16 protein-coding genes and 1 pseudogene are annotated in these 22,022 nt (G+C 65.1%); 10 read left to right on the plus strand and 7 right to left on the minus strand.

Annotated features, from left to right (window positions below):
- Positions 1-30: 30 nt before the first annotated feature.
- The 9 genes and pseudogenes from IPN92_15205 to IPN92_15245 all read left to right on the plus strand — a co-directional run bounded on the left by IPN92_15205 (position 31) and on the right by IPN92_15245 (position 13,254).
- Entirely contained in the window at positions 31-945 is a 915-nt protein-coding gene (locus tag IPN92_15205; protein ID MBK8639546.1) for a DUF3623 domain-containing protein, read from the plus strand.
- 212 nt (positions 946-1,157) lie between these two features.
- A complete protein-coding gene (gene hemN / locus IPN92_15210) occupies positions 1,158-2,519 on the plus strand; it encodes an oxygen-independent coproporphyrinogen III oxidase (GenBank protein MBK8639547.1) in 1,362 nt (453 codons plus the stop codon).
- Complete coding sequence (bchJ, locus tag IPN92_15215) at positions 2,516-3,112, plus strand: bacteriochlorophyll 4-vinyl reductase (GenBank protein ID MBK8639548.1); 597 nt, start codon at positions 2,516-2,518, stop codon at positions 3,110-3,112. The genes hemN and bchJ overlap by 4 nt, the downstream gene beginning before the upstream one ends.
- Before the next feature lie 102 nt (positions 3,113-3,214).
- Complete coding sequence (locus IPN92_15220) at positions 3,215-4,561, plus strand: AMP-binding protein (protein MBK8639549.1); 1,347 nt, start codon at positions 3,215-3,217, stop codon at positions 4,559-4,561.
- Positions 4,562-4,628: 67 nt separating this feature from the next.
- On the plus strand, positions 4,629-7,457 hold the full coding sequence (locus IPN92_15225) for a DEAD/DEAH box helicase family protein (protein MBK8639550.1): 2,829 nt from the start codon (positions 4,629-4,631) through the stop codon (positions 7,455-7,457).
- Complete coding sequence (locus IPN92_15230; protein ID MBK8639551.1) at positions 7,454-8,998, plus strand: restriction endonuclease subunit S; 1,545 nt, start codon at positions 7,454-7,456, stop codon at positions 8,996-8,998. Before IPN92_15225 ends, IPN92_15230 begins: the two co-directional genes overlap by 4 nt.
- A 39-nt stretch (positions 8,999-9,037) precedes the next feature.
- On the plus strand, positions 9,038-10,039 hold the full coding sequence (locus IPN92_15235) for a virulence protein RhuM/Fic/DOC family protein (protein ID MBK8639552.1): 1,002 nt from the start codon (positions 9,038-9,040) through the stop codon (positions 10,037-10,039).
- Positions 10,036-11,700: pseudogene (locus IPN92_15240) on the plus strand (putative DNA binding domain-containing protein). Before IPN92_15235 ends, IPN92_15240 begins: the two are co-directional and overlap by 4 nt.
- A gap of 72 nt (positions 11,701-11,772) precedes the next feature.
- On the plus strand, positions 11,773-13,254 hold the full coding sequence (locus IPN92_15245; GenBank protein ID MBK8639553.1) for an SAM-dependent DNA methyltransferase: 1,482 nt from the start codon (positions 11,773-11,775) through the stop codon (positions 13,252-13,254).
- 23 nt (positions 13,255-13,277) lie between these two features.
- On the opposite strand, the gene IPN92_15250 is transcribed toward IPN92_15245, so the two are convergent.
- The 7 genes from IPN92_15250 to IPN92_15280 form a co-directional block, all read right to left on the minus strand.
- Complete coding sequence (locus tag IPN92_15250; GenBank protein ID MBK8639554.1) at positions 13,278-13,643, minus strand: thioesterase family protein; 366 nt, start codon at positions 13,641-13,643, stop codon at positions 13,278-13,280.
- 137 nt (positions 13,644-13,780) lie between these two features.
- Positions 13,781-14,842, minus strand: a complete 1,062-nt coding sequence (gene menC / locus IPN92_15255) for an o-succinylbenzoate synthase (GenBank protein MBK8639555.1) — start codon at positions 14,840-14,842, stop codon at positions 13,781-13,783.
- The gene (gene menA / locus IPN92_15260) at positions 14,839-15,729 is read right to left on the minus strand and encodes a 1,4-dihydroxy-2-naphthoate octaprenyltransferase (GenBank protein MBK8639556.1); all 891 of its coding nucleotides are present in this window, start codon (positions 15,727-15,729) and stop codon (positions 14,839-14,841) included. The genes menC and menA overlap by 4 nt, the downstream gene beginning before the upstream one ends.
- 1 nt (position 15,730) lies before the next feature.
- Positions 15,731-16,576 (minus strand): 1,4-dihydroxy-2-naphthoyl-CoA synthase, encoded by an 846-nt coding sequence (gene menB / locus IPN92_15265; GenBank protein MBK8639557.1) that lies wholly within the window; start codon positions 16,574-16,576, stop codon positions 15,731-15,733.
- A 60-nt stretch (positions 16,577-16,636) separates the two neighbouring features.
- On the minus strand, positions 16,637-18,448 hold the full coding sequence (gene menD / locus IPN92_15270) for a 2-succinyl-5-enolpyruvyl-6-hydroxy-3-cyclohexene-1-carboxylic-acid synthase (GenBank protein MBK8639558.1): 1,812 nt from the start codon (positions 18,446-18,448) through the stop codon (positions 16,637-16,639).
- A complete protein-coding gene (locus tag IPN92_15275) occupies positions 18,445-19,827 on the minus strand; it encodes an isochorismate synthase (GenBank protein MBK8639559.1) in 1,383 nt (460 codons plus the stop codon). The genes menD and IPN92_15275 overlap by 4 nt, the downstream gene beginning before the upstream one ends.
- A 98-nt stretch (positions 19,828-19,925) precedes the next feature.
- On the minus strand, positions 19,926-20,846 hold the full coding sequence (locus IPN92_15280) for an alpha/beta fold hydrolase (protein ID MBK8639560.1): 921 nt from the start codon (positions 20,844-20,846) through the stop codon (positions 19,926-19,928).
- A 211-nt stretch (positions 20,847-21,057) separates the two neighbouring features.
- Here IPN92_15280 and IPN92_15285 point away from each other — a divergent pair, with 211 nt between their 5' ends.
- On the plus strand, positions 21,058-21,927 hold the full coding sequence (locus IPN92_15285; protein ID MBK8639561.1) for an alpha/beta hydrolase: 870 nt from the start codon (positions 21,058-21,060) through the stop codon (positions 21,925-21,927).
- Positions 21,928-22,022 lie beyond the last annotated feature (95 nt).

Here is a 22,022-nt window from a genome sequence, read left to right on the forward strand (position 1 = left end):
TCATCCGGCCTTGCCTAAGAGCAAGCGCCGATGATCGATTATGTGATTCCCGTTTTATACACCCTCTTCGTCTGGTGGCTGACCACGGGTGTCCTGCTGTATTTACACCGCCTGCCGGCGCGGACCTACCGCCGGAGCATGCTGGGTATGATGGTGATCGCGGGGGCCGCCCTCTTCGGCCATGCCCTTGCCAGCTTGGGGACCGAGCCCAGTGACGCCTACCTCGCCTTTTCCTGCGCCCTGGTCCTGTGGGGGTGGCTGGAGTTGGGTTATTTCACGGGATTCCTGGTGGGGCCCCATTGCGATCCCTGCCCCGAGGGCTGTAGCGGTAGGCGCCGGTTTTGGCTGGCGATGCGTACCGGCCTCTACCTGGAGATCGGCATTATCGTCACCGCCGCCGTGCTGGTGGTCGCCGCCTGGGAGGCGCCAAATCAGGTGGGCGTATGGAGTTTCCTGGTGTTGTGGTTGATGCGATTAAGCGCCAAGCTCAACCTCTTCCTCGGAGTCCCGAACCTCCACGACCATTGGTTGCCCGAGCATATGCGGTTCCTTTCGACCTATATGATCCGGCGTCCCATGAATCTCCTCTTCCCCCTCTCCATCACCGCCGCGACCCTGGTTCTGGGACTTTTGGTCCAGATCGCATCCCAGCCGGAGATGGGGAATTTCCAGCGGATTGGGCTCATGCTGGTATCTACCCTCCTGGCGTTGGGCATCCTGGAACACTGGTTCCTGGTGCTGCCCTTCTCCGAGGAGGTGATCTGGCGCTGGGCCATGAAGGGCAAGCAACCAGGCACGTTGGCGAATGGGCTACCGGTCCCGGCACCCATCGAGGCCGGGTCGGGATGCGATGCCCGCTTCCTGAAGTCCGGGCCCGAATGTTCATCCTGCCCGAGTCCGGTGATCATCCCGGAACCCGCGCCCAAGGGTTGCGCTGGCCCATGATCCTCAGGTTTTCCGCGGTTAATGGGGCGCTACCCGTAACGAGATCGACTCGGGAGCGCGATAAAATTGATACTTGAGGCCCCGCGCATGAATAGCATCATGACCCAACACCAGTACCCCTCGGCCCGCGCCGAGATCGATTGCCAGTGGCTCCCCCGGGTGGTCGCCAACCTGGTTGGCGCCTTGACTTATGGATGATCGGATTTAGTTCAATGAACCTATCCATCCTCGACGAGATTCCTCCCGGCCTGATTGACCGGTATCTGGGCGCCACGGTCGACCATGCCACCGCGGGGGAGGTGGAGGTCAAGGTCAACGGGATCGGGCCCGATGAGTACGCCCGGACGCTTCGTAACATCGGCGTCGGTAGCAATCAGTCCCTGGCCCTCTACCTCCATGTCCCCTTCTGCGCGGTACGCTGCCACTTCTGCGCCTGCAACACTAATGTCACCCATGATGCCGAGCAGATAGATGATTACCTGGATACCCTGGCACGGGAAATGGACCTGGTCGTCGCCACCCTCGGCGAGGGTCGCCAGGTACGCCAGCTCCATGTCGGGGGTGGAACGCCCAACCACCTGAGTGATGAGCAGTTGGTCCGCCTGGTGGAGATTGTCCATCAGCATTTCCAGATCGCCGAGGATGCCTGTGTCTGTATCGAGTGTAACCCGCGAAGAGCCTCCGCCAGACAGATGGAACTGCTCCAGGGTCTCGGATTCGGCTGGATCAGTCTGGGCGTCCAGGATCTGTCACTGGAGGTGCAGCGGGCGATTGGCCGCATCCAGTCCGAGGCCGTCATCCGGGACGTTTGCCAGATGGCTCGCGAGGTGGGTTTCCAAAACATTAACATCGACCTGATTCATGGCCTCCCGGATCAGACGGATAAGGCCCTGGCCAGCACTCTGGAGCAGGTCATCTCCCTGAGACCCGACCGTATCCGGTGCTTCAGCTATGCCCATGCCCCCGCCCGGCGTCCTAACCAATTGGCCATCAACTCCCAGTCGCTACCGAGCCCGACCGAGAAAATCTCCCTTTTCGGCCGCGTGGTGAAGGAACTCACCCAGGCGGGCTATACCTGGATAGGCGCGGACTGTTTTGCCGGCCCGCGGGACGAATGGACCCTTGCTCAGGCCGAGGGCCGCCTGCGCCGCAACAGCATGGGCTATACCGCCGCGCCGACCGATTATCAGCTAGCCTGCGGTCCTCATGGCCTCGGCGAAGTCGGGAGCCTCTTTGTTCAAAATGAACCCAGCCTGGCCGGCTGGACGCGGGCGGTCATGGCCGGGCGCTTGCCGATTGCCTGGGGCCACCGCCTTGGCGATGAAGACTTTCGGCGCCGCCGTGTCTATGAACATCTCCTCTGTAATCTGGTCCTGCCCGCCAGTACCGCCAAGACCCTTGGCGCGGATTTGGAGAGCTTGGGGCGCTGCGCGGACGACGGTCTGCTGGAGATGAACGCCGAAGGCATCCGGGTAACCGAACGCGGTCGCTTCTTTCTGGAATCCCTTTGTTCACAACATGCCAGCTCGCTGGATTGGGATAGCGCTCCATGGCTATTCCCGAAATCGCGATGAGCCAGACCCCGGCGGCACATCGCATCGGCCCCAACGCCATCACCCGGGTAGCGGAGGTGCTGCGCGAGGATTACCCCGAGTCGGAGGTTGAGCGGCTTTTTGCCCTCGCGGAAATCGCCGGCTACCTCGCGGAGCCCCCCCAGAAGATGGTTGACGAGCGGGATGTAACGCGCCTCCACGGGGTCCTGCGCACCGAATTGGGCGTGGAGATTGCCTTGCGGTTGGCCCGAGGCGCGGGGGTGCGAACGGGCGACTACCTTCTGGCGCACCGGATTCCCGCCGGCGTCCAGGTCCTCCTGTCCTGGCTACCTGCCCGACTGGCCAGCCGGGTACTGCTCGGCGCCATCCAGCGTCATGCCTGGACCTTCGCCGGGAGCGGCGTGCTGGGGGTGCGCAAGGCCTTTCCCCCCCGGCTTTCCATCGCGGGTTGCTGCATTTGCCATGGGGCCCAGTCCCCCATGCCCCTCTGCGATTTCTATGCCGCCGCGATCGAGCGGCTCTTCCAAAAGCTCGTCAAACCCCGCGCCCGGGTGACCGAAATCACCTGCCAGGCCATGGGGGCCGACGCCTGCACCTTCGAGGTGCTTTGGTAGCCAGCGCACCCCGCACTCCAAGCCTGGTCCTGGGGCGTCGGTAGGCAACAAACCGTGAGTCAATGGGAAATCCTTAACCGGGCCCTCGGCCGGAGCGGCCAGATGACGGCGCTGGTTGCGGGCCCGGTGCGCTGGGACTATGCCGAGCTGGCGGCCCGGGCCTCGCGTCGCGCCCAATGGTTGAGCGCCCAGGGCCTGGTTGCTGGCCAGGTAGTGTGGGTGTCCGAGGCGCCGGTGCTGGACCTGCTGGTCATGCAGCATGCCCTGGCCCTTCTCGGCTGCGGCCTGCTCCCCCTCTCCCCTCAAGCTGGAATGGATCGCGACCCGTCCGTGGCGCGGTCGGCGGGGGTGGAGTGGCGCTGGCAGCCTGGGGCGGATGAGGGTGGCGATTTGATTCCCACCGGTTTCGGCGCGGCCTCCCCACCGGGGCCAGGCGATGCACGTCCCGCCCTGGTGATCCAGACAAGCGGCAGCGGTGGGGCGCCCAAGGCGGTGATGCTGACCGCCGCCAACGTCCTGGCCTCCGCCGCCCTGGCCAACCAACAACTGGGGCTGGTAGCGGGGGACTGCTGGCTCTCCTGCCTGCCCCGGAGCCATGTGGGCGGCCTCATGATCGGCTACCGATGCGCTCTGGCGGGGGCCAGCCTCCTGCTTCACGAGCGGTATGATGCCGCTAACCTGGCTTATGACCTGGAGCGCCAGCGGGTCACCCACCTGTCCCTGGTTCCCCCCATGCTCGCCCGACTCCTGGCCATGAGGGAGCGGCCGCCGCCCTGTCTGCGTGTCCTCCTGGTGGGCGGTCAGGCGCTGAGTGGCGCCTTGGCGCGCCAGGCCATCGCCGCCGGCTGGCCGCTGTACCTCTCCTATGGGATGACGGAGACCGCTTCCCTGGTCGCCGCCTCGCCCTGCCTGCGGGCCGTGCCCGAGCCGGGCTTGGTGGGGCCTGCCCTGCCGGGCATCCAGCTCCGGTGCGCCGGCACGCCCACATCGCCCGGGCGGATCGCGATCCGCGGCCCCGTGGTCATGGCCGGTTATGCCGAGGCGGGGCGCCGGCCCGGCGTCGGCCTCGAAGATGGCTGGTTCCTCACCAACGACCTTGGCTACCTCACCGCGCGGGGAGAGGTCGCGGTGCTGGGGCGCGCCGACGAGGTCCTGGTGATCGGGGGCGAGGCGGTACTGCCCGCCCGGGTCGAGGACCAGATGATGTCGGCCCCGGGCCTGGAGGCCGTGGTCGTCGTGGCCCTCGGTGATCCGGTCTGGGGTTATCGCCTGGTCGCGGCCTATGTGGGCGTCATGGCCCCGGACGCCCTCGCTGGCTGGTGCCGGGAGCATCTGGCGGACCGTGAACGCCCGCGCGATTACCGGCGTTTTACCCGGCTCCCCACCACGCCTTCCGGCAAACCCGAGCGGGGCCGGATCAAGTCGCTGATTCTGGGGGAGACTAGCTGATTCGCATCAAGCATGCCGGCCGGGCTTCATATAGGATGTGGGACCTCACCGATCCGGTAACTTTCCGATGAGCGACAACCAGAACCCAGAGCAACAGGCTCGCGACCGTATCGATGCGCAACTGCGTGCCGCTGGCTGGGCGGTGCAAAAGAAGATCGATTTTGCGCAGGATAAAGGGCAAGCGGTGCGCGAATGGTCCACCGATGTCGGCCCCGCCGACTACGTGCTGTTCGTCGATAAAAAGGCGGTCGGTGTCATCGAGGCTAAGCGCGAAGGGGAAGGCCAGCATCTGACCGTCCACGAGCCTCAGACCGAAGGTTATGCCGTCGCCAAACTGAAGTGGGTGAACAACCGCGAGCCGCTACCCTTCCTCTACGAGGCCACCGGTATCATCACCCGCTTTACCGATAGTCGCGACCCCAAGCCGCGTTCGCGCGAAGTGTTTAGCTTCCACCGCCCGGAAACCCTACGCGACTGGCTGAGGGACGGCGACAGCCTGCGCGCCCGCCTCGCCCAACTGCCACCGCTGAATCCCGACCACCAGCCCGCCAAGGAACTGCGCCTGCGTGACTGCCAGGAAACCGCCATCACCAACCTGGAGCAATCCTTCCGCGAAGCCCGGCCGCGCGCGCTGATCCAGATGGCGACCGGCGCCGGCAAGACCTACACCGCCATCACCAGCATCTACCGGCTGTTGAAGCACGCCAACGCCCGGCGCGTGCTGTTTCTGGTCGACACCAGGAACCTTGGTGAACAGGCCGAGCAGGAAATGATGGCCTACGTCCCCATCGACGACAGCCGCAAATTCACCGAGCTGTACACCGTGCAGCGCCTGAAATCGAGCTTCGTCGACAAGGGCGCCGACGTCTGCATCTCGACCATCCAGCGCCTCTACGCGCTGCTCCAGGACAAGGAATTGCCCGAGGACGCCGAAGAAATCAACCCGGCTGAACTCACCCAGCCCAAGGCCCCGCAACTCGTCGCCTACAATGCCAAAATCCCGCCGGAGTTCTTCGATTTCATCTTCATCGACGAATGCCACCGCAGCATCTACAACCTCTGGCAGCAGGTGCTCGACTACTTCGACGCCAGCCTGGTCGGCCTCACCGCGACGCCCGACAACCGCACCTACGGCTTTTTCAAGAAGAACGTGGTCAGCGACTACAGCCATGAAAAGGCGGTGGCCGACGGCGTCAACGTCGGTAACGAAATCTACCTGATCGACACCCACATCAGCCGCCACGGCGGCATCATCGTCGCCGAGCAGCAGGTCGAAAAGCGCGAGCGCCTGACCCGCCGCAAACGCTGGGAACAGCAGGACGAAGACGCCGCCTACAGCGCCACCCAGCTCGATCGCGACATCGTCAATCCGGACCAGATCCGCACCGTCATCCGCGCCTTCCGCGACAAGCTGCCGGCCATCTTCCCTGGCCGCGGCGAAGTCCCGAAAACCCTGATTTTCGCCAAGACCGACAGCCACGCCGACGACATCATCAACACCGTCCGCGAGGAATTCGCCGAAGGCAACGCCTTCTGCAAGAAAGTCACCTACCGCGCCGCCCGCGACAAAATCCTGCCCGACGGCAGCACGCAGCAAGGCGAAGACCCCAAATCCATCCTTGCCCAGTTCCGCAACGAATATCACCCGCGCATCGCCGTCACCGTGGACATGATCGCCACCGGCACTGACGTCAAACCGCTCGAATGCCTGCTCTTCATGCGCGACGTCAAGAGCCGCAACTACTTCGAGCAGATGAAAGGGCGCGGCACCCGCACGCTGGACATGGACGACCTGAAAAAGGTCACCCCCTCGGCCACCAGCGCCAAGACCCACTACGTCATTGTCGACGCCATCGGTGTCACCAAGTCGTTGAAAACCGCTAGCCAGCCGCTCATCACCAAGCCCGGCGTGCCGCTCAAGGATCTGGCCATGGGCATCCTGATAGGTGCCAGGGACGCCGACAGCGTCTCCTCGCTGGCCGGCCGGCTGGCCCGCCTCGACAAACAGCTCGACGCCGACGACAAGCGGCGGCTGCGCGACGCGGCCGGCGGCGTCGAATTGAGCCATCTGGTCAGCAAACTGTTCAACGCCATCGACGCCGACCTCATCGAAGCCCGCGCCCTCGACCTGGCCGGTCTGCCAGCAGGCAACGACCCCGGCGAAACGGCGCGCGATAAAGCGCAGCAACAACTGGTCGGCGAAGCGGCGGCGCTGATGAACGGCGAACTGATCGAACTCATCGACACCATCCGCCGCGAAAAAGAACAAACCATCGACCACGACAACCTCGACAGCCTGAGCTACGCCGGCTGGAGCACCGAGAGCGCCGCCCAGGCCGCCAGCATGACCCACGAATTCGCCGACTGGCTGGCCGCCCACCGTGACGAAATCGAGGCGCTGACCATCTTCTTCGCCCAACCCTGGCGCCGACGCGAGGTCACGCTGAACCTGATCCGCCAAGTCTTCGACAAGCTCAAAGCCGACCAGCCCAGACTCGCCCCATTGCGCGTCTGGCAGGCCTACGGCCAGCTGGACGCCATCAACGCAAATTCGAACGGCGCCCTGCCGGAACAGGAACTGACGGCACTGGTCGCCCTGATCCGCCGCGTCTGCGGCCTGGACGAAAAAATCACCCCCTTCGCCGACACCGTGCGCCGCAACTTCCAGAACTGGATCCTGCGCCACCACGCCGGCGGCACCGAGAAATTCAACGAAGAACAAATGAACTGGCTACGCCTGCTGCGCGACCATATTTGCCACTCCCTGCACGTCGACCGCAGCGATCTGGACATGAGCCCCTTCGACGCCCAGGGCGGGTTGGGGAAAATGTGGCAATTGTTCGGTGAGGGAATGGACCCGCTGCTTGATGAGTTGAATGAGGCGTTGGTGGCGTGATGGGAATTGAAAAGTTACCAAGTAACTGGTGCGTTTCCTCACTGGCTGAGATTGCTCGGCCAATCGGCGGCTCGACACCGTCGAAGAGCGATCCATCGTTATGGGAAAACGGCACGGTGCCTTGGGTTTCGCCCAAGGACATGAAGGTGTTTGGTCTCCATGGCAGCGAGGATGCCGTTTCAGAAACGGCGTTAAAGCGGCTGACGCTGATTCCCCCGGATAGCGTTCTCGTTGTTGTCCGTTCGGGGATTTTGTCCCGCATCCTTCCTGTCGCAATCAACCATCTTGCGGTGACGATTAATCAGGACATGCGCGGCTTCGTTCCTGAGCGCGAAATTAATGCAAGGTTTATCGCGTGGCAGTTGTTGGCAAACCAGCGGGATATTTTGGGCAAATGCTCCAAGGACGGAACAACCGTTGCGAGTATCGAGGCATTAGCCTTGGCGTCTTTTCCTCTGGCGTTGCCGCCGGCTAATGAACAACACCGCATCGTCGCCAAGATCGAGGAACTGTTTTCCGAACTCGATCAGGGCGTGGCCAGCCTGAAAACTGCCCGCGAACAGCTCAAGGTCTATCGCCAGTCGCTGCTGAAAAACGCCTTCGCCGGCAAGCTGACCGCCGCCTGGCGCGCCGCCCACGCCGACCAGCTCGAAACCGCCGCCGCCCTGCAACAACGCATCGCCAGCGAACGCACCGACCGTCACCGCCAGCAACTCGCCGACTGGCAAGCCCGCGGCCAACAAGGCCCCAAACCCAAACCCCCCAAGCCCTTGCCCCCGCTCACCCCCGAAGAACTCGCCGAGTTGCCTGAACTGCCGGCGGGGTGGGGATGGTTGAGGTTAGAGGGTCTGGTTTCGGGGGTAGATCAAGGTTGGAGTCCAAAATGTGATGGGCGCCCAGCAGAGGAAAACGAATGGGCAGTAATCAAAACCACCGCAATTCAGCATGGCCGTTTCGATGATTTTGAAAACAAAGCCTTGCCACCGGGGCTTTCACCAAGAGCGCAGCACGAACTTCAGTCGGGAGATATTCTCGTCACCCGAGCCGGGCCAAGAGTTCGCGTCGGTGTGTGCTGCCTTGTTCGCTCAGTAAGAACTAAGTTGATGAATTGTGACAAGGCGTATCGAATACGTGCCTTGTCCTCGCTGTGTAGCCCTCTGTTTCTTGAGTCTGTTCTGAATTCACCGAGAGTTCTTGATGTGCTTGAGCGAATCAAATCGGGGATCAACGACAGTGGCGTAAATCTGAACCAAGGCGCTTTTCTCAGCTTGGCTGTTCCTGTTTGTAGTTTGAGCGAACAAGCTGAAGTAATTGCCGATCTCGAATTCAAACTCTCCGAAGCCGACCAACTCGACCAAACCCTCGCCACGGCCCTGCAACAGGCCGAGGCGCTGCGCCAGTCCATCCTGAAAAAGGCTTTCTGCGGTCAACTGATCAAACAGGACAAAAACGACGAACCCGCCACTGCGCTGCTCGAACGCATTCGCGCCGAAAAGCCGGATGGCATGAAAATATCTGGCAAACGGGGGAAATCCAGCTAATATACCGTTGTTATATATAGTTATTTTCTGAGTCCTGCCATGCAAACCCAAACCAGCCCCCAGGCGCCTATCGCCATCTACCAGTCCGCCGATGGCGCGATTGCTACCGAGGTTCGTCTTGAAGGTGATACCGTCTGGCTGTCACAAGCCCAGATCAGCCAGTTGTTTGGCCGGGAACGTTCTGTCATCTCGAAGCACCTGCGCAATATGTTTTCCGAGGGAGAACTTGAGGCAAATTCAGTATGTGCAAATTTTGCACGTACTGCCGATGATGGTAAAACCTATCAGGTCGATCACTATAACCTCGATGTCATCATCTCCGTCAGCTACCGCGTCAAATCGCCGGAAGGCACACGTTTCCGCATCTGGGCCAACCGCATCCTCAAGGATTATCTGGTGCAGGGCTATGCGCTGAATCAGCAGCGACTGACGCAGCAGCAGGAGAACATCCGCCAACTGGAGCGCACCCTGAGCCTGTTCCAGCAGAACCTGATCGAGCAGGGCAGCCTGCCGGAAGCGCGCGGGCTGGTGAATGTGATTGCCGGCTATGCACGCACCTTCGTGCTGCTCAACCAGTTCGATAGCGAACGCCTGCCGCTGGGTGATTTCGCGACGACGATCCATTACGAAATCCGCGAGGATGAGGCATTGGCCGGAATTTCGACTTTGAAGGCGGATATGCTCGGGCGCGGCGAGGCCTCGGCACTCTTCGGTAACCAGAAGGACGACAGCTTTGCCGGCATTCTCGGCAATATCCTGCAGTCTTTCGGCGGCGAATATCTTTACCCGAGCATTGAGGAACAGGCGGCGCATCTACTGTACTTCGTGATCAAGAACCACCCTTTTTCGGACGGCAACAAGCGCATCGGCGCTTTCCTGTTCATCTGGTTTCTGCAGCGTAACCAGCATCATTTGAAGTCGGATGGCGAATTGAAGATCAACGACAACGCCCTGGCGGCGATTGCGCTGCTGGTGGCGCAGAGCGACCCGGCGCAGAAACAACTGATGATTCATCTGATTATGAATTTGATTCGGGGATGAAAAAGGATGACGTCATGAGTCAGCTACCCCTTTCTGAATCCCTGACCTGCGAATTCAAGAGTGACCGTAAATGCCTGCCGGATCGGGAGTTGATCGAGGCCGTGGTGTGCATGGCCAACGGCGAGGGTGGGGAAATCTATCTCGGTGTCGAGGACGATGGCCGGGTGACGGGCTTGCACAAGGAGCATCGTTTTCTCGATGGGCTGGCGGCCTTGATCGCCAACCGCACGCAACCGGGGCTGCGGGTCGATGTTGAGGCGCTTGAGGTCGATGGCCTGACCGTTGCCCGTATCAGGGTGCCGAAATGCGGTCAGCCGGTGGCGACCAGCGACGGCTTGTTGAAACGCCGCCGCTTGCAGGCGAACGGCCAGCCGGAGTGCGTGCCGTATCTGCCGCATGAGTTTGCCAGCCGGCAGGCCAGTTTCGGGCTGCTCGATGTCAGCGCTCAGGCGCTGGCCGGGGCCATGGCCAGTGATCTCGACCCGATCGAGCGGGCGCGGCTGCGCCAGTTCATCGAACGTTTCAACGGTGACCGTGCCCTGCTGGAACTGGACGATGCGCAACTCGATGCCGCCCTCGGCCTGACGGTACGCACGCCGGCCGGTTATCTGCCCTCCCTGACCGGCCTGCTGCTGATCGGCAACGAGTCGTCGCTACGGGCGCTGGTGCCGACGCATGAAATTGCCTTCCAGATTCTTGATGGCGAGGAAGTGCGCTTCAACGAATTCAGCCGGGCACCCTTGCTGCGCGCTTTCAAGTGGGTGGAAACCTTGTTCAAGCCGCTTAACACGGAGCGGGAATTCCAGTCCGGGCTGTTCCGCGTGCCGGTGCCGCGTCTGGATCATCGCGCCTTCCGCGAGGCGATCGCCAATGCCATCACGCACCGCGATTACGCGCTGCGCGGCGCCGTACATGTGCGGCTTTCCGGCGATTCGCTAACCATCAGCAACCCCGGTGGTTTCGTCGAAGGGGTGACGCTGAACAACTTGCTGAGCACCGAGCCGCGCCCACGAAATCCGGCGCTGGCCGATGCCTTGAAACGTATCAGGCTGGTTGAGCGGACTGGTCGCGGCGTTGATCTGATTTATCGCGGCTTGCTGCGATATGGCCGGCATGTGCCGGATTTCAGCCAGTCCGATAGCCATTCCGTGGTGTTGTCTTTGAGCCTTGCCGCTGCCGACGAGGCTTTCCTGAAGGTGATTCTTGAGGAAGAGGCACGGGGCCACAAAGAGTTGCCCGTCGATAGCCTTATCATCCTGGCGGCATTGCGGGAACAGCGGTGGGCCAGCAGCGAGCAGTTGGCGAATTCAGTCTAAAAGGAGGTGGGGCGTATCCAGGCCAGCCTCGAAGCCTTGGTTGAGGCGGGGCTGTTGCAGGCGCATGGTGTGGGGCGCGGTCGGAGCTACACGCTGTCTGCTGATTTATACCGATTATTGGGCGAAAAAGCGGAATACACGCGCCAGGCCGGCTTTGATCGCTTGCAGCACGAGCAACTGGTAAAGAATTACGTGAAGCAGCACGGGCGTATCACACGCCGGGAAACCATCGAGCTTTGCCGCTTAACGCCGGATCAGGCGTATAAGCTGCTGAAGCAGCTGGTTGAGAAAAATATATTAAAAAAACATGGTGTAATGCGCCATGCGTATTATGTAAAAGCCTAGTCTATACGCCTTCTACGCGCCTCGGTGCATAGAAGGCGTATAGAAAAGCGCATAGAAATCGGAAAGCAATCCATGAACGCAACCGCCTCCATCGTCTCCCGTGTCTGGAGCTTCTGTACCACGCTGCGCGACGACGGGGTCGGCTATGGCGACTATCTCGAACAGCTGACCTACCTGATCTTCCTGAAAATGGCCGACGAGTACGGTCGGCCGCCCTACAACCGCAAGATTGGCATTCCCACCGACTATGCCTGGCCGAGCCTGAAAGCGAAGCGCGGGGCGGAGTTGGAGGTGCATTACGTGTCCATACTGCGCGAGCTGGGCGTCAAGCCGGGGTTACTCGGGCAGATTTTCACCAAGGCGCAGAACAAGATCCAGGACCCGGCCAAGCTCTCGCGGCTGATCGACATGGTCGATGAAACCAGTTGGGTGACGCTGGGGGCGGACGTCAAGGGCGACATCTACGAGGGCCTGCTGGAGCGCAATGCCGAGGATACGAAGTCGGGCGCCGGCCAGTATTTCACGCCACGCCCCTTGATCCGGGCGATGGTGGAATGCGTGCGCCCGCTGCCGGCCAAGACCATCGCCGACCCCGCCTGTGGCACCGGCGGTTTCTTTCTCGCCGCCTACGATTTCCTGGTTGATACCTATCCGGGCATGGACCGCGACCAGCGCGCCTTCTTGAAGCACGACACCTTTTTCGGCAACGAGATCGTCGCCGGTACGCGGCGCCTGGCACTGATGAACATGTTCCTGCACAACATCGGCGAAATCGACGGCGACAGCCCGGTGTCGCCGAACGACGCCTTGATTGCGCCGCCGAAGGAGACTTTCGACTACGTGCTGGCCAATCCGCCCTTCGGCAAGAAGAGCAGCATGGTGTTCACCAACGAGGAAGGCGAGCTGGACCGCGACGACCTGACCTACAACCGCCAGGATTTCTGGGCGACGACCTCGAACAAGCAGCTCAATTTCGTGCAGCACATCCGCAGCCTGCTGAAGAGCACCGGCCGCGCCGCCGTGGTGGTGCCGGACAACGTGCTGTTCGAGGGCGGGGCTGGCGAGACGGTGCGCCGCAAGCTGCTGGAAACCACCGACCTGCACACCATCCTGCGCCTGCCGACGGGCATTTTCTACGCCAACGGCGTCAAGGCCAACGTGCTGTTCTTCGACAACCAGCCGGCGAGGAAGGAAGCCTGGACGCGGGAGGTGTGGATTTACGATTACCGCACCAATGTCCATCACACCCTGAAAAAGAAGCCGTTGCGTTTCGGGGACCTGCAGGATTTCGTCGCCTGCTACCAGCCGCTGAACCGCTTCAAGCGCGCCGAGAACTGGCACGAAACCGAGAATCCGGAAGGCCGCTGGCGCAAGTTTGCTTACGAGCAGATCATCGCCCGCGACAAGACCAGCCTCGATATTTTCTGGCTCAAGGACAAGAGCCTGGCCGATCTCGACAACCTGCCGGAGCCGGATGAACTGGCCGGGGAAATCATCGAGAATCTGGAGGCCGGGCTGGCGAGTTTTCGCGCGGTAGCGTCGGCCTTGCTGTAGTCATGTCTCTAGCCCGGCTGGACTCAGGGCGATCCCTCTTGCCAGCGCCAGGGGTTCAGGGCCGCCACCAGGGCCGGTGGTAAGGGCGCACTGGATCCGCGGTCGGGGCCGAGGCACACATGGACCGTGCGGACCCAGGCTCGTAACTGGCTGTCACCGTCAAGGAACCGATAGTCCAGGGTAAAGGCGGTGCTCCCGATATGGTGGACTCCCAGCGCCACGCACAGGGCCTCCCCATGGCGCAGGGGGTGGTAGTAATCCGCCTCGGCATGGACCAAGGGCAATAGGGGGTCAGCGGCGGCGATGATACGTTCCAGGGGAAAACCGATGGCGTCCATGAAGGCCTCGTAGGCATCGTGGGCGTGACGGAACAGATGGCCGTAGAACATGATGCCCGCCGCGTCGATGTCATGCAGCGCAACCCTGAAGTCGTAGCGGAAGGGTTCGGACGCCTCGCCCCAACCCTCCGCCACTCGGGGGGAGGGAGCATGAGCCGGCGGGTCTGCAGGGGTTACGGCCTTGACCTTCACGACCCTGGCTCCGCCGGCCTCGGGTTAAAGCCGCCGCCGGCTTCTGGGCCGAGCCGGATGTGACCCTGTTCGGCCTCCGGGGCCCGGCCCAGATCCCGGGCCAGCCAGGGGGAGGTGGCGAGGCCCTGGGCCAGGGGAGAGTTCAGGGCGGCGGCGAGCTGGAGGCTCGGCCAGAGCCCAGCGGCGGACTCGATGAGGCTCGTGAGTACCACCTCGATGCCCAGCTCGACGGCACGGTTCGCCAGGTCCAGGGTGCGGCGCAGACCGCCGACGGCGGCGGGCTTGAGGACGATGCGGCGGACGCCCAGGCCCTCGAGCTCGATGGTTGTGGCGCCGCGATGCAGGCTCTCGTCTAGGGCCAGGGGAAAGCGGGCGATTGCCTGGAGCGGTTGGAGCTGATCCCGGCTCGGCTCCCGCAGCGGCTCCTCGAGGGACTCGATGGGGAGGGTATTCAGCGCGGCCAGCAGAGGGACGGCCTGCGCATAGCTCCAGGCACCGTTGGCGTCGAGGCGCAAGGCTGCTTCCGGTGGGAGATGACGTGCCAGGGCGGTCAGGCGTCCCAACTCGATGTCCGGGTCCGTCAGTCCGACCTTGATCTTGAGGATGCGGAAGCCAGAGCGGCAACTCGACTTGATCATCTCGGGCATCACGTCCCCCAAGGGGCCCAGGGTGGCGTTGACCGCGACCGAATCCGCGGCCTGCGGGTCCAGCCATTGGCGCAGGGGCACCCCCGCCTCCTGGGCGGTCAGGTCCAGCAGGGCGCACTCCAGGGCGAAGCGGGCGGCGGGGGCGGGCGAGCGGTCCGCCTCGATCTCCTCAAGCAACCTGGCCAGCGGCTGACCGACGACCCGGGCGCGCCAGCCCTCAAGCGCCATGAGCCCGGCCTCGCGGCTCTCGGTCCCCGCCTCGGGCATAGGCGCGTAGTCGCCGTAACCGCGCAAGCCCTGGGCGTGGGCGCAGAGGAGCCAGCCCTCGCGCTCGTGCATCAGGCCACGCGCGCTTTGCCAGGTCCGCCGCAGGGGCAGGCGGTAGGGCTGGATCTCCAGTCGCTCGATCATGCGGTCGGCAGGGCGAAGCCGATGATTAGCAACACCGCCAGGGCCGACTGGTACAGGGCGGTCGCACCCAGGAGGGCATTGAGGGCGCTGCCTTCCTGCCCACGAAAGAGCCGGATAATCAGCCAGGCGCTCAGGGGCAAGGCGGCGAGGACGGGCCAGAGACGCCCGGGGAGATCCAGAAGGTACAGCAGGGGAAAAGGGGCGAGCAGCAGCAGCGCGTAGAGGAGTTGCGACCGGCCTGGGCCCAGGTAGTGGCAAAGGGTCCGGCGCCCGGCCCGCAAGTCGGTTTCCCGGTCGCGGTAACTGTTGAGGGTGAGCACGGCCGCCGCCGGCAGGCCCAGGGCCACGCCCAGGCCCAGGGCGGTCGGGGAAAAGGCCAGGGTCTGGAGGTAGTGGCTACCGGTGACCGCGGCGATTCCGAAAAAAATCAGCACGAACAATTCGCCGAAGGGGCCGTAGGCGATGGGGCGCGGTCCCCCGGTATAGGCATAACCCGCCGCCAGGGCGGCCAGTCCGAGCAGGAGAATGGGCCAGCCGCCCCGCAGGGTGAGCAGGACCCCGAACAGCAAGGCAGTCAGGAAGGCCAGATGCGCCGCGCGCCTGACCTGGGCCGCCGTGAACCAGCCCTGGGCCGCCGCCCGCTCGGGACCGACGCGGTCCTGGGTGTCGGTGCCGCGCTCAAAGTCGGCGGCATCGTTGTGCAGATTGGTCCCGACCTGGATGGCCACCGCGGCCAGCAGGGTGGCCAGGGCCGTCGGCAGCTCGAGCCCGTCGGTCACGAAGGCCGCCAGGGCGATGCCCGCCAGCACCGGGGCCACCGCCAGCGGCAAGGTGCGGGGGCGTCCGGCGGCGATCCAGCGCGCCAGGTTGACCGTCGGGGCGGGCATGTCAGGAGCGCTGGGGAAAACGCCGGAAGTCCGGGGCGCGCTTCTCCAGGAAGGCATTCCGACCCTCCTGGGCCTCGTCGGTGGTGTAGAAGAGACCGGTGGCGTTTCCCGCCAATTCCTGGATGCCCGCCAGGCCGTCGGTCTCGGCGTTGAAGGCCGATTTCAGCAATCGCAGGGCGGTGGGGGAGAGTTGGAGCATCTGGCGGCACCAGTCCAGGGTGACGGTCTCCAGTTCCGCCAGCGGGACCACGGTATTCACCAGGCCCATCTGAAGCGCCTCCTGGGCGTCGTACTGGCGGCACAGGAACCAGATCTCCTTGGCCTTTTTGAGCCCGACCGTACGCGCCAGCAGGCCCGCGCCGAAGCCCCCATCGAAGCTGCCGACCCGGGGTCCCGTCTGGCCAAAGCGGGCATTATCGGCGGCGATGCTGAGGTCGCAGATGAGGTGCAGGACATGGCCGCCGCCAATGGCATAGCCCGCCACCATGGCCACCACGGGCTTGGGCAGGGTGCGGATGTCCCGTTGCAGTTCCAGCACATTGAGGTGCTCGCCCCCCGCGGTGTCACGGTAGCCCTGGTCGCCGCGGATGCGCTGGTCCCCCCCAGAGCAGAAGGCCAGGTCACCGGCCCCCGTCAGGATGATGACGCCGATGGTGGCATCCAGACGGGCGCGATGAAAGGCGTCGATCAACTCCCGCACCGTCTCCGGGCGGAAGGCATTACGGACCTCCGGCCGGTTGATGGTGATCTTGGCCACTCCCGCCCAGTGCTGGTAGAGGATATCCTCGTAGGCGGGTCCGGGCAGGGTCTCCCAGGACACGGCATTGGGGTCGGCGCTGTGCTGCATGCGTCTTGGCTCCGTGTTTTCTATAAATGACTGCGCCGGGGTGATGCCGCCGGGCCACCCTCAAGGGCCGAGCAGGTCCGCCTCCGCCACTCGCCGCCGGAATTCGAGGTGGATCTCCTGGCTGCGGGGGGCGTCCATCATGACCTCAACGACGAGGCCCGGGGTAGATGTCAGGCCCGCCGCGAGGGCCGTACGCCAACCTTGGGCATCGCCGACCCGGCGGTGGCTCAGGCCGAAGGTGGCGGCCAGGGCGCCGATGTCCAGGGCCTGGGGGGTACGCCACAGACGCTCGAAATCCGGCAGGCCCCGCTGGGGCAGGTAGTCAAAAATCCGGCCGCCGCCATTATTGATCAGAATACAGGGGCGGGGCAGTGGCGCGGCGAGCAGGAGGCCCGAGAGATCGTGCAGGAAGGAGAGGTCGCCGAGCAGGCCCGTGGTGGGGATGCCGGCGGCGTTGAGCCCGGCCAGGGTGGAGAGCTGGCCGTCGATGCCGCTCAGGCCCCGGTTGCCGAAGACCCTCAGGCCTGCCTCCCGGGTGCCGGACCAGGTCTCGAACTGGCGGATGGGCAGGGAGTTGGCGCAGAGGAGCCCCTCGCCCGCGGGCAGCCTGGCCACCAGGTCGCTGATCAGGTGCCCCTCGCACCAGGGGGCCGCCGCCAGGTAGTCGGTGGCGAGGGCGGCGAGCCGCGCCTCGGCCAGGGCCCACTGGGCGAGCCAGGCCGGGTCCGCGGGGGCGGGCGGGTCGGTGGCGAGGGCCCTGCAGAGGGCGACGGGGTCCAGGTCCAGATGAAGCGACCGCTCCAGGGCCAGGTCGTGGGCCGGGTCGGACCAGCGCGCGGCCGGGTCTACCAGGATCAGGGGGATGCCGGGCAGCCAGTCGAGCACCGTCCGGGAGACGGGCGCCCGCCCGAAGCGCAAGACCCAGTCCGGTCGCAGGGCCCGCGCGGCTTGGGGATTGCGCACCAGGGACTTGTAGCGGCTGATCAGGGGCGAGGGGGCCGCTCCCTGGCCGTGGCCGAAGCGCAATTCAGAGAGGGGATCGGCCAGCAGAGGCACCTCGAGAGCGGCGGCGCAGCCGAGGACGGCCGCCGGGAAGCCGGGCCGCGGGTTATCGGGTCCGCAATAGATGAGGCCCCTTCCCCGCAGCCGGTCCCTGATGGCGGGCGGCAAGGTCAGGGTGATCTCCTGGATACCCGTGGCGATCCCGCCCGGCTTCTCGCCCCTCGGCAAGGGCGCGGAAGGGGCGACCCCTGATCCGTCACTGACGGGCCAGGCTGCCGCGGATCCGGGCGGCTCCGGGCGGCTGTCCGCGCAGGGCACCAGGGGCTCGCGGAAGGGCAGGTTGATATGCACCGGCCCGGGTCGCCGTCCCTGGCTCACCGCGGCGGCGCGGCCTCCCAGGGCGGTCAGGGTGCAGCGGATGGCGGGGTCGTCCACCGGCGCCCCGGGGTCGTGGAACTCCCGGACCTGGGTGCCGAAGAGGCGGGTCTGATCGGTGGTCTGGTTGGCCCCCCAGCCGCGTGCCTCCGGGGGGCGGTCGGCGGAGAGGAGGATGAGGGGAATGCCGGCGGCGCTGGCCTCCATCACCGCCGGATACCAGTGGGCCGGGGCGCTGCCGGAGGTGGCGAGCAGGGCCACCGGTCGGCCGCTGGCGCGCGCCAGGCCCAGGGCAAAGAAGGCGGCGCTGCGCTCGTCCAGGATGGGCGTGAGGGTCAGGTCCGGGCGTTGCTGGGCGGCCAGGATGACGGGCGTGGAGCGGGAGCCCGGGGAGATGACCAGGTGGCGCACGCCCCCGGCGATGAGCCCGTCGAGGAGGGCCAGGGCCCAGCGCAGGCCGATCGTAGCGTGGTCCGGAGAGGCGGACGCTGTCATGCGAAGCGCAGGGCCGAGAGCATGGCGGCGAGCTTGTGTTCGGTTTCCCACCACTCCTGGGTGGGATCGGAGCCCGCGACGATGCCGGCGCCGGCATAGAGGTCGGCGGTGCGTTCGTGGATGTCGGCGCAGCGCAGCAGGACCCAGAGGTCGCCGCTGAGGTCCGGTTCCAGGGTGCCCGCCGCGCCCGTGTACCAGCCGCGCTCGAAGGGGTCGCTGAGGCTGAGCCAGGCACTGGCCTCCCGGCGCGGCTGGCCGTTGGTGGCCGGCGTCGGGTGGAGCCGTTCCGCCAGGGAGAAGAGGTCCGTGGGTTGGTGGAGCGTGGCGACGATGCGGGTCCAAAGGTGCTGGACGTTGCTGAGCTGCATGACATCGGGCTCCGCCGGGACATCAATGCTTGCGGCGCAGGGCCCCAGGGCATCGCGGATCGCCTGGATGACCAGACGGTGCTCGTGGCGGTTCTTGGCGCAACCGCGCAAGGTCTGGTTCAGAGCCCCGTCACGCTCCGCCTCCACCGCGCGGCGGATGGTCCCGGCTAGGGCGTCCACCTCTACCCGGTTCCCACGCAGGCTCAGCAGTCTTTCGGGGGTTGCGGCCACGAAACTGCGCGTCCCGTGGCGGATACTCACGATCTGGCAACTGGGAAAGAGGGTGGGCAAGGCTGCCAGCAGGCGGGTGAGGTCGAAAGACCGGCTCCCCTCGAGGCGCAGCCGGCGGGCGAGGACGACCTTCTGCAACTCCTTGGCGGCAATCCGGTCCAGGGCGGTCCGCAGCAGGCGTTGCCAGCCCGTGGCGTTGGGCGTGTCCAGACAGCGCCGGAGGTGGGCGGGACCCAGCGGGGTTGGCGGGGGTTGGAAGAGGGCGGGGATCAGGCGATCCAACAGGGCCGACCAGCGGCCTACCAGGTCGGCGGGGTCCGCCGGCAAGCGGGCGCTGAACACCAGGGCGGCATGGTCCCCGAGGGTGCGCAGGGCAATCTCGGGCACCCGCAGTAAGGCATTGGGCAACTCCCCTGGCGTCGGGGCCCGGTCATCCGGCCGGGCGGCGAATCCCAGGAGCGCGAAGCCCCCCAGGCCAGTGGCATCGGAATCGAGCTGGCGCCAGGAGGCCGCCAGTTTCTGGGCGTGGGCCCTCAGGGTTGACAGGCGGTCTGGGCCCCCCGCGCGCCACTCGGCCGCGGTACCATAGCCGATACGCTGCTCCTCGCGGTGGCCCTGGAGAAACTGAAATTGGGGGCCATCAAGGGCCGGCGTCGCTGTCGGCGGCCGGGGCAGATCCAGGGCCAGGGAGACGAATCCCTCGGCCTCGGCGCCGATGGCCCTCGCGCTTGCGCGCAGACGGCCCTTCATCTGGTCCAGGATAGCGGGTGGCGCAGGCATGGGGATGACTTGGGTCGGGACTCGCGCGGGCTGTCGGTTCATGGGGGCCGGTCTCCCGGACCCTACTGAAAATGGGGTGTCGCGATCGGCTCCGAACCCTAGGTGAGGTCGGCCCAGAAGCGCTCCATGGCGGCCACGGTCTCGGCGGTCTTCTCCCAGTGCGGGATACCACTGGTGGGGCTGATGCGCTCGGCGCGCCAGTTGGCGTGCTGGGCGATCAGGTCAGGCAGCAGGTCGAAGGAGATATTGGGATCACGGTCGTACAGCGCGAGGGCCGGCAACTTGAGCTTGGCGTACAGCATGTCAGCCGCCTTCGGGGTGAATAACTGACCGGAGAGGAAGTAGAGCGGGGCATAGCGGGCGCCGGGCTGATGGGCGGTAGCATAGGCGTACTCGACCATCTCGGGCGGCGTCTTGCCCACGAAGGCCTGGCCCAGAAAGTAGCGGATGCTGGGCCGGGACGTCAGGAGGGTGAAGAGCCCCTGGCTCAGATAGGGCAGGCTCAGGGCCTTGTGTACCCGGACGCTCAGATCGCCCGAGGGCAGGGAGCGCTTGCTGAAGCCCGTGGGCGAGAGGATGACCAGGGAGGTGACGGCCTCGGGGACGGCCAGGGCAGCCCGGGCGGCGAACTCCGAACCCAGGGAGAAGGCCGCGACGTCCGCCGGTTCGCGCACCACCCCCGCGAGGAAGTCCGTCAGGGCATCGGCATACAGCTCGGGGGAATAGCGGCGGGCGCTGCGATCCGAGAAGCCGAATCCGGGCAGGTCGGGGGCGAAAACCGGCCGTTGTGAGCGGAAATGCTCAAAGAGGGGCCGCATCTCGAAGGCGCTGGGGGCGGCGTTGATGCTATGCACCAAGACCAGGGGCCGACCCTGGGCCTGGGTGTCTGCGTAATAGCTGACGCGCCCGGCCCGCTGGGACTCGAGCACCCGGCGCGGGGCGCTGATCGCCTCTGGCAGGGCGGTCCGGTAAGCCGGCAGGCAGGCGGCGGGAAGGGGAATGGAGAAATCAGTCTGCATGGCGCCGTTACCTACCCTAACATAGGGTCTTGAAAAATATAAATATCCACACCGGACAGCTGCTTTTGCGAGCCCGCGCCCTGGCAAAAACGCGGTAATGACCGGTCAATCTGGGGTTTGTGGCAATATAAACCCGTGCCCGAGGATGTCAAGCTAGGTTGTCGTCAAGTAGGTGGAACATGCGGCCGATTAATCGACCTTCTCAGCCCTTATGACCCCCATAGTCGACTCGCTCTCGCGGAATCCCGCGCTGGGCCTGGTCTTGGTCTTGGGGGCGGGCTTGTCGCTCCTAGGTTGCGCGCCCCCCGCCGTGCGGGATGCTGGCCCTGATACCCAGGCGCCAGAACCCGGGGTGGCGGTCCCGGGTCGGGCCCACCAGGTCCGGGTGGAGGAGGGTGTCATCCTCTCCGCCACCGGATGTGAATTCGACTATCGGCTCTATCGCCCCGCGCAACCCTCCGCCGAAGGGCTAGTTATTCTGGGGCCTGGCTTCATGCGCGGCAAGGAGCACCTGGCCGGGCTGGCTCGGGCCCTGGCCGCCGCGGGGCTGGCAACGGCGACCCTGGACTATTGCAATGGGCGACTCTGGGATGGCGGCCATTATCAAAACGGCCTCGACATGGTGCGGCTCGCCCAGGAACTGGGAGGGCGTCGGGTCGTCTATGTGGGCTTTTCCGCCGGCGCCCTGGCGGCCCTGGTCGCCGGGTACCGGGATCCCCAGGCCCTCGGCGTGATCGCCCTGGACCTGGTCGATGCCGACGGGCTGGGACTACGGCTGGCGGCGGGACTCGACAAGCCCCTGATCGGTCTCATGGGCGAGCCCTCCGCCTGTAATGCCGGGGCCCGGGGGCTGCAAGTCTTGAAGGCGAGCCGGCTGGGTCGCGCCGAGTCCGTTCCCGGCGCCGGGCACTGCGATTTCGAGTCGCCGACGGATGGCTTGTGCGAGCTGGTCTGCGGAGCAACGGCGGGAGCCTCCGCTCGACGTCGGGAGATTATCGCGGCCACGGTGCTGGCCGCCGTGGAACTCGTGGAGCCCCGGCCGGACCGATCGGACCCACCCGGCCGACCGGACAGAACCTAGCCCCCCCTTGAAGGTTTCGCTATGATGCGGCCCTGCCCTGGACCCCGCCCCTTGCTCCGCGTCGGTTGCTCGACCCTTTCGACAAGGCGGGTGGC

It is taken from the genome of Chromatiaceae bacterium (assembly GCA_016714645.1).
Classification (GTDB): Bacteria; Pseudomonadota; Gammaproteobacteria; order Chromatiales; family Chromatiaceae; genus M0108.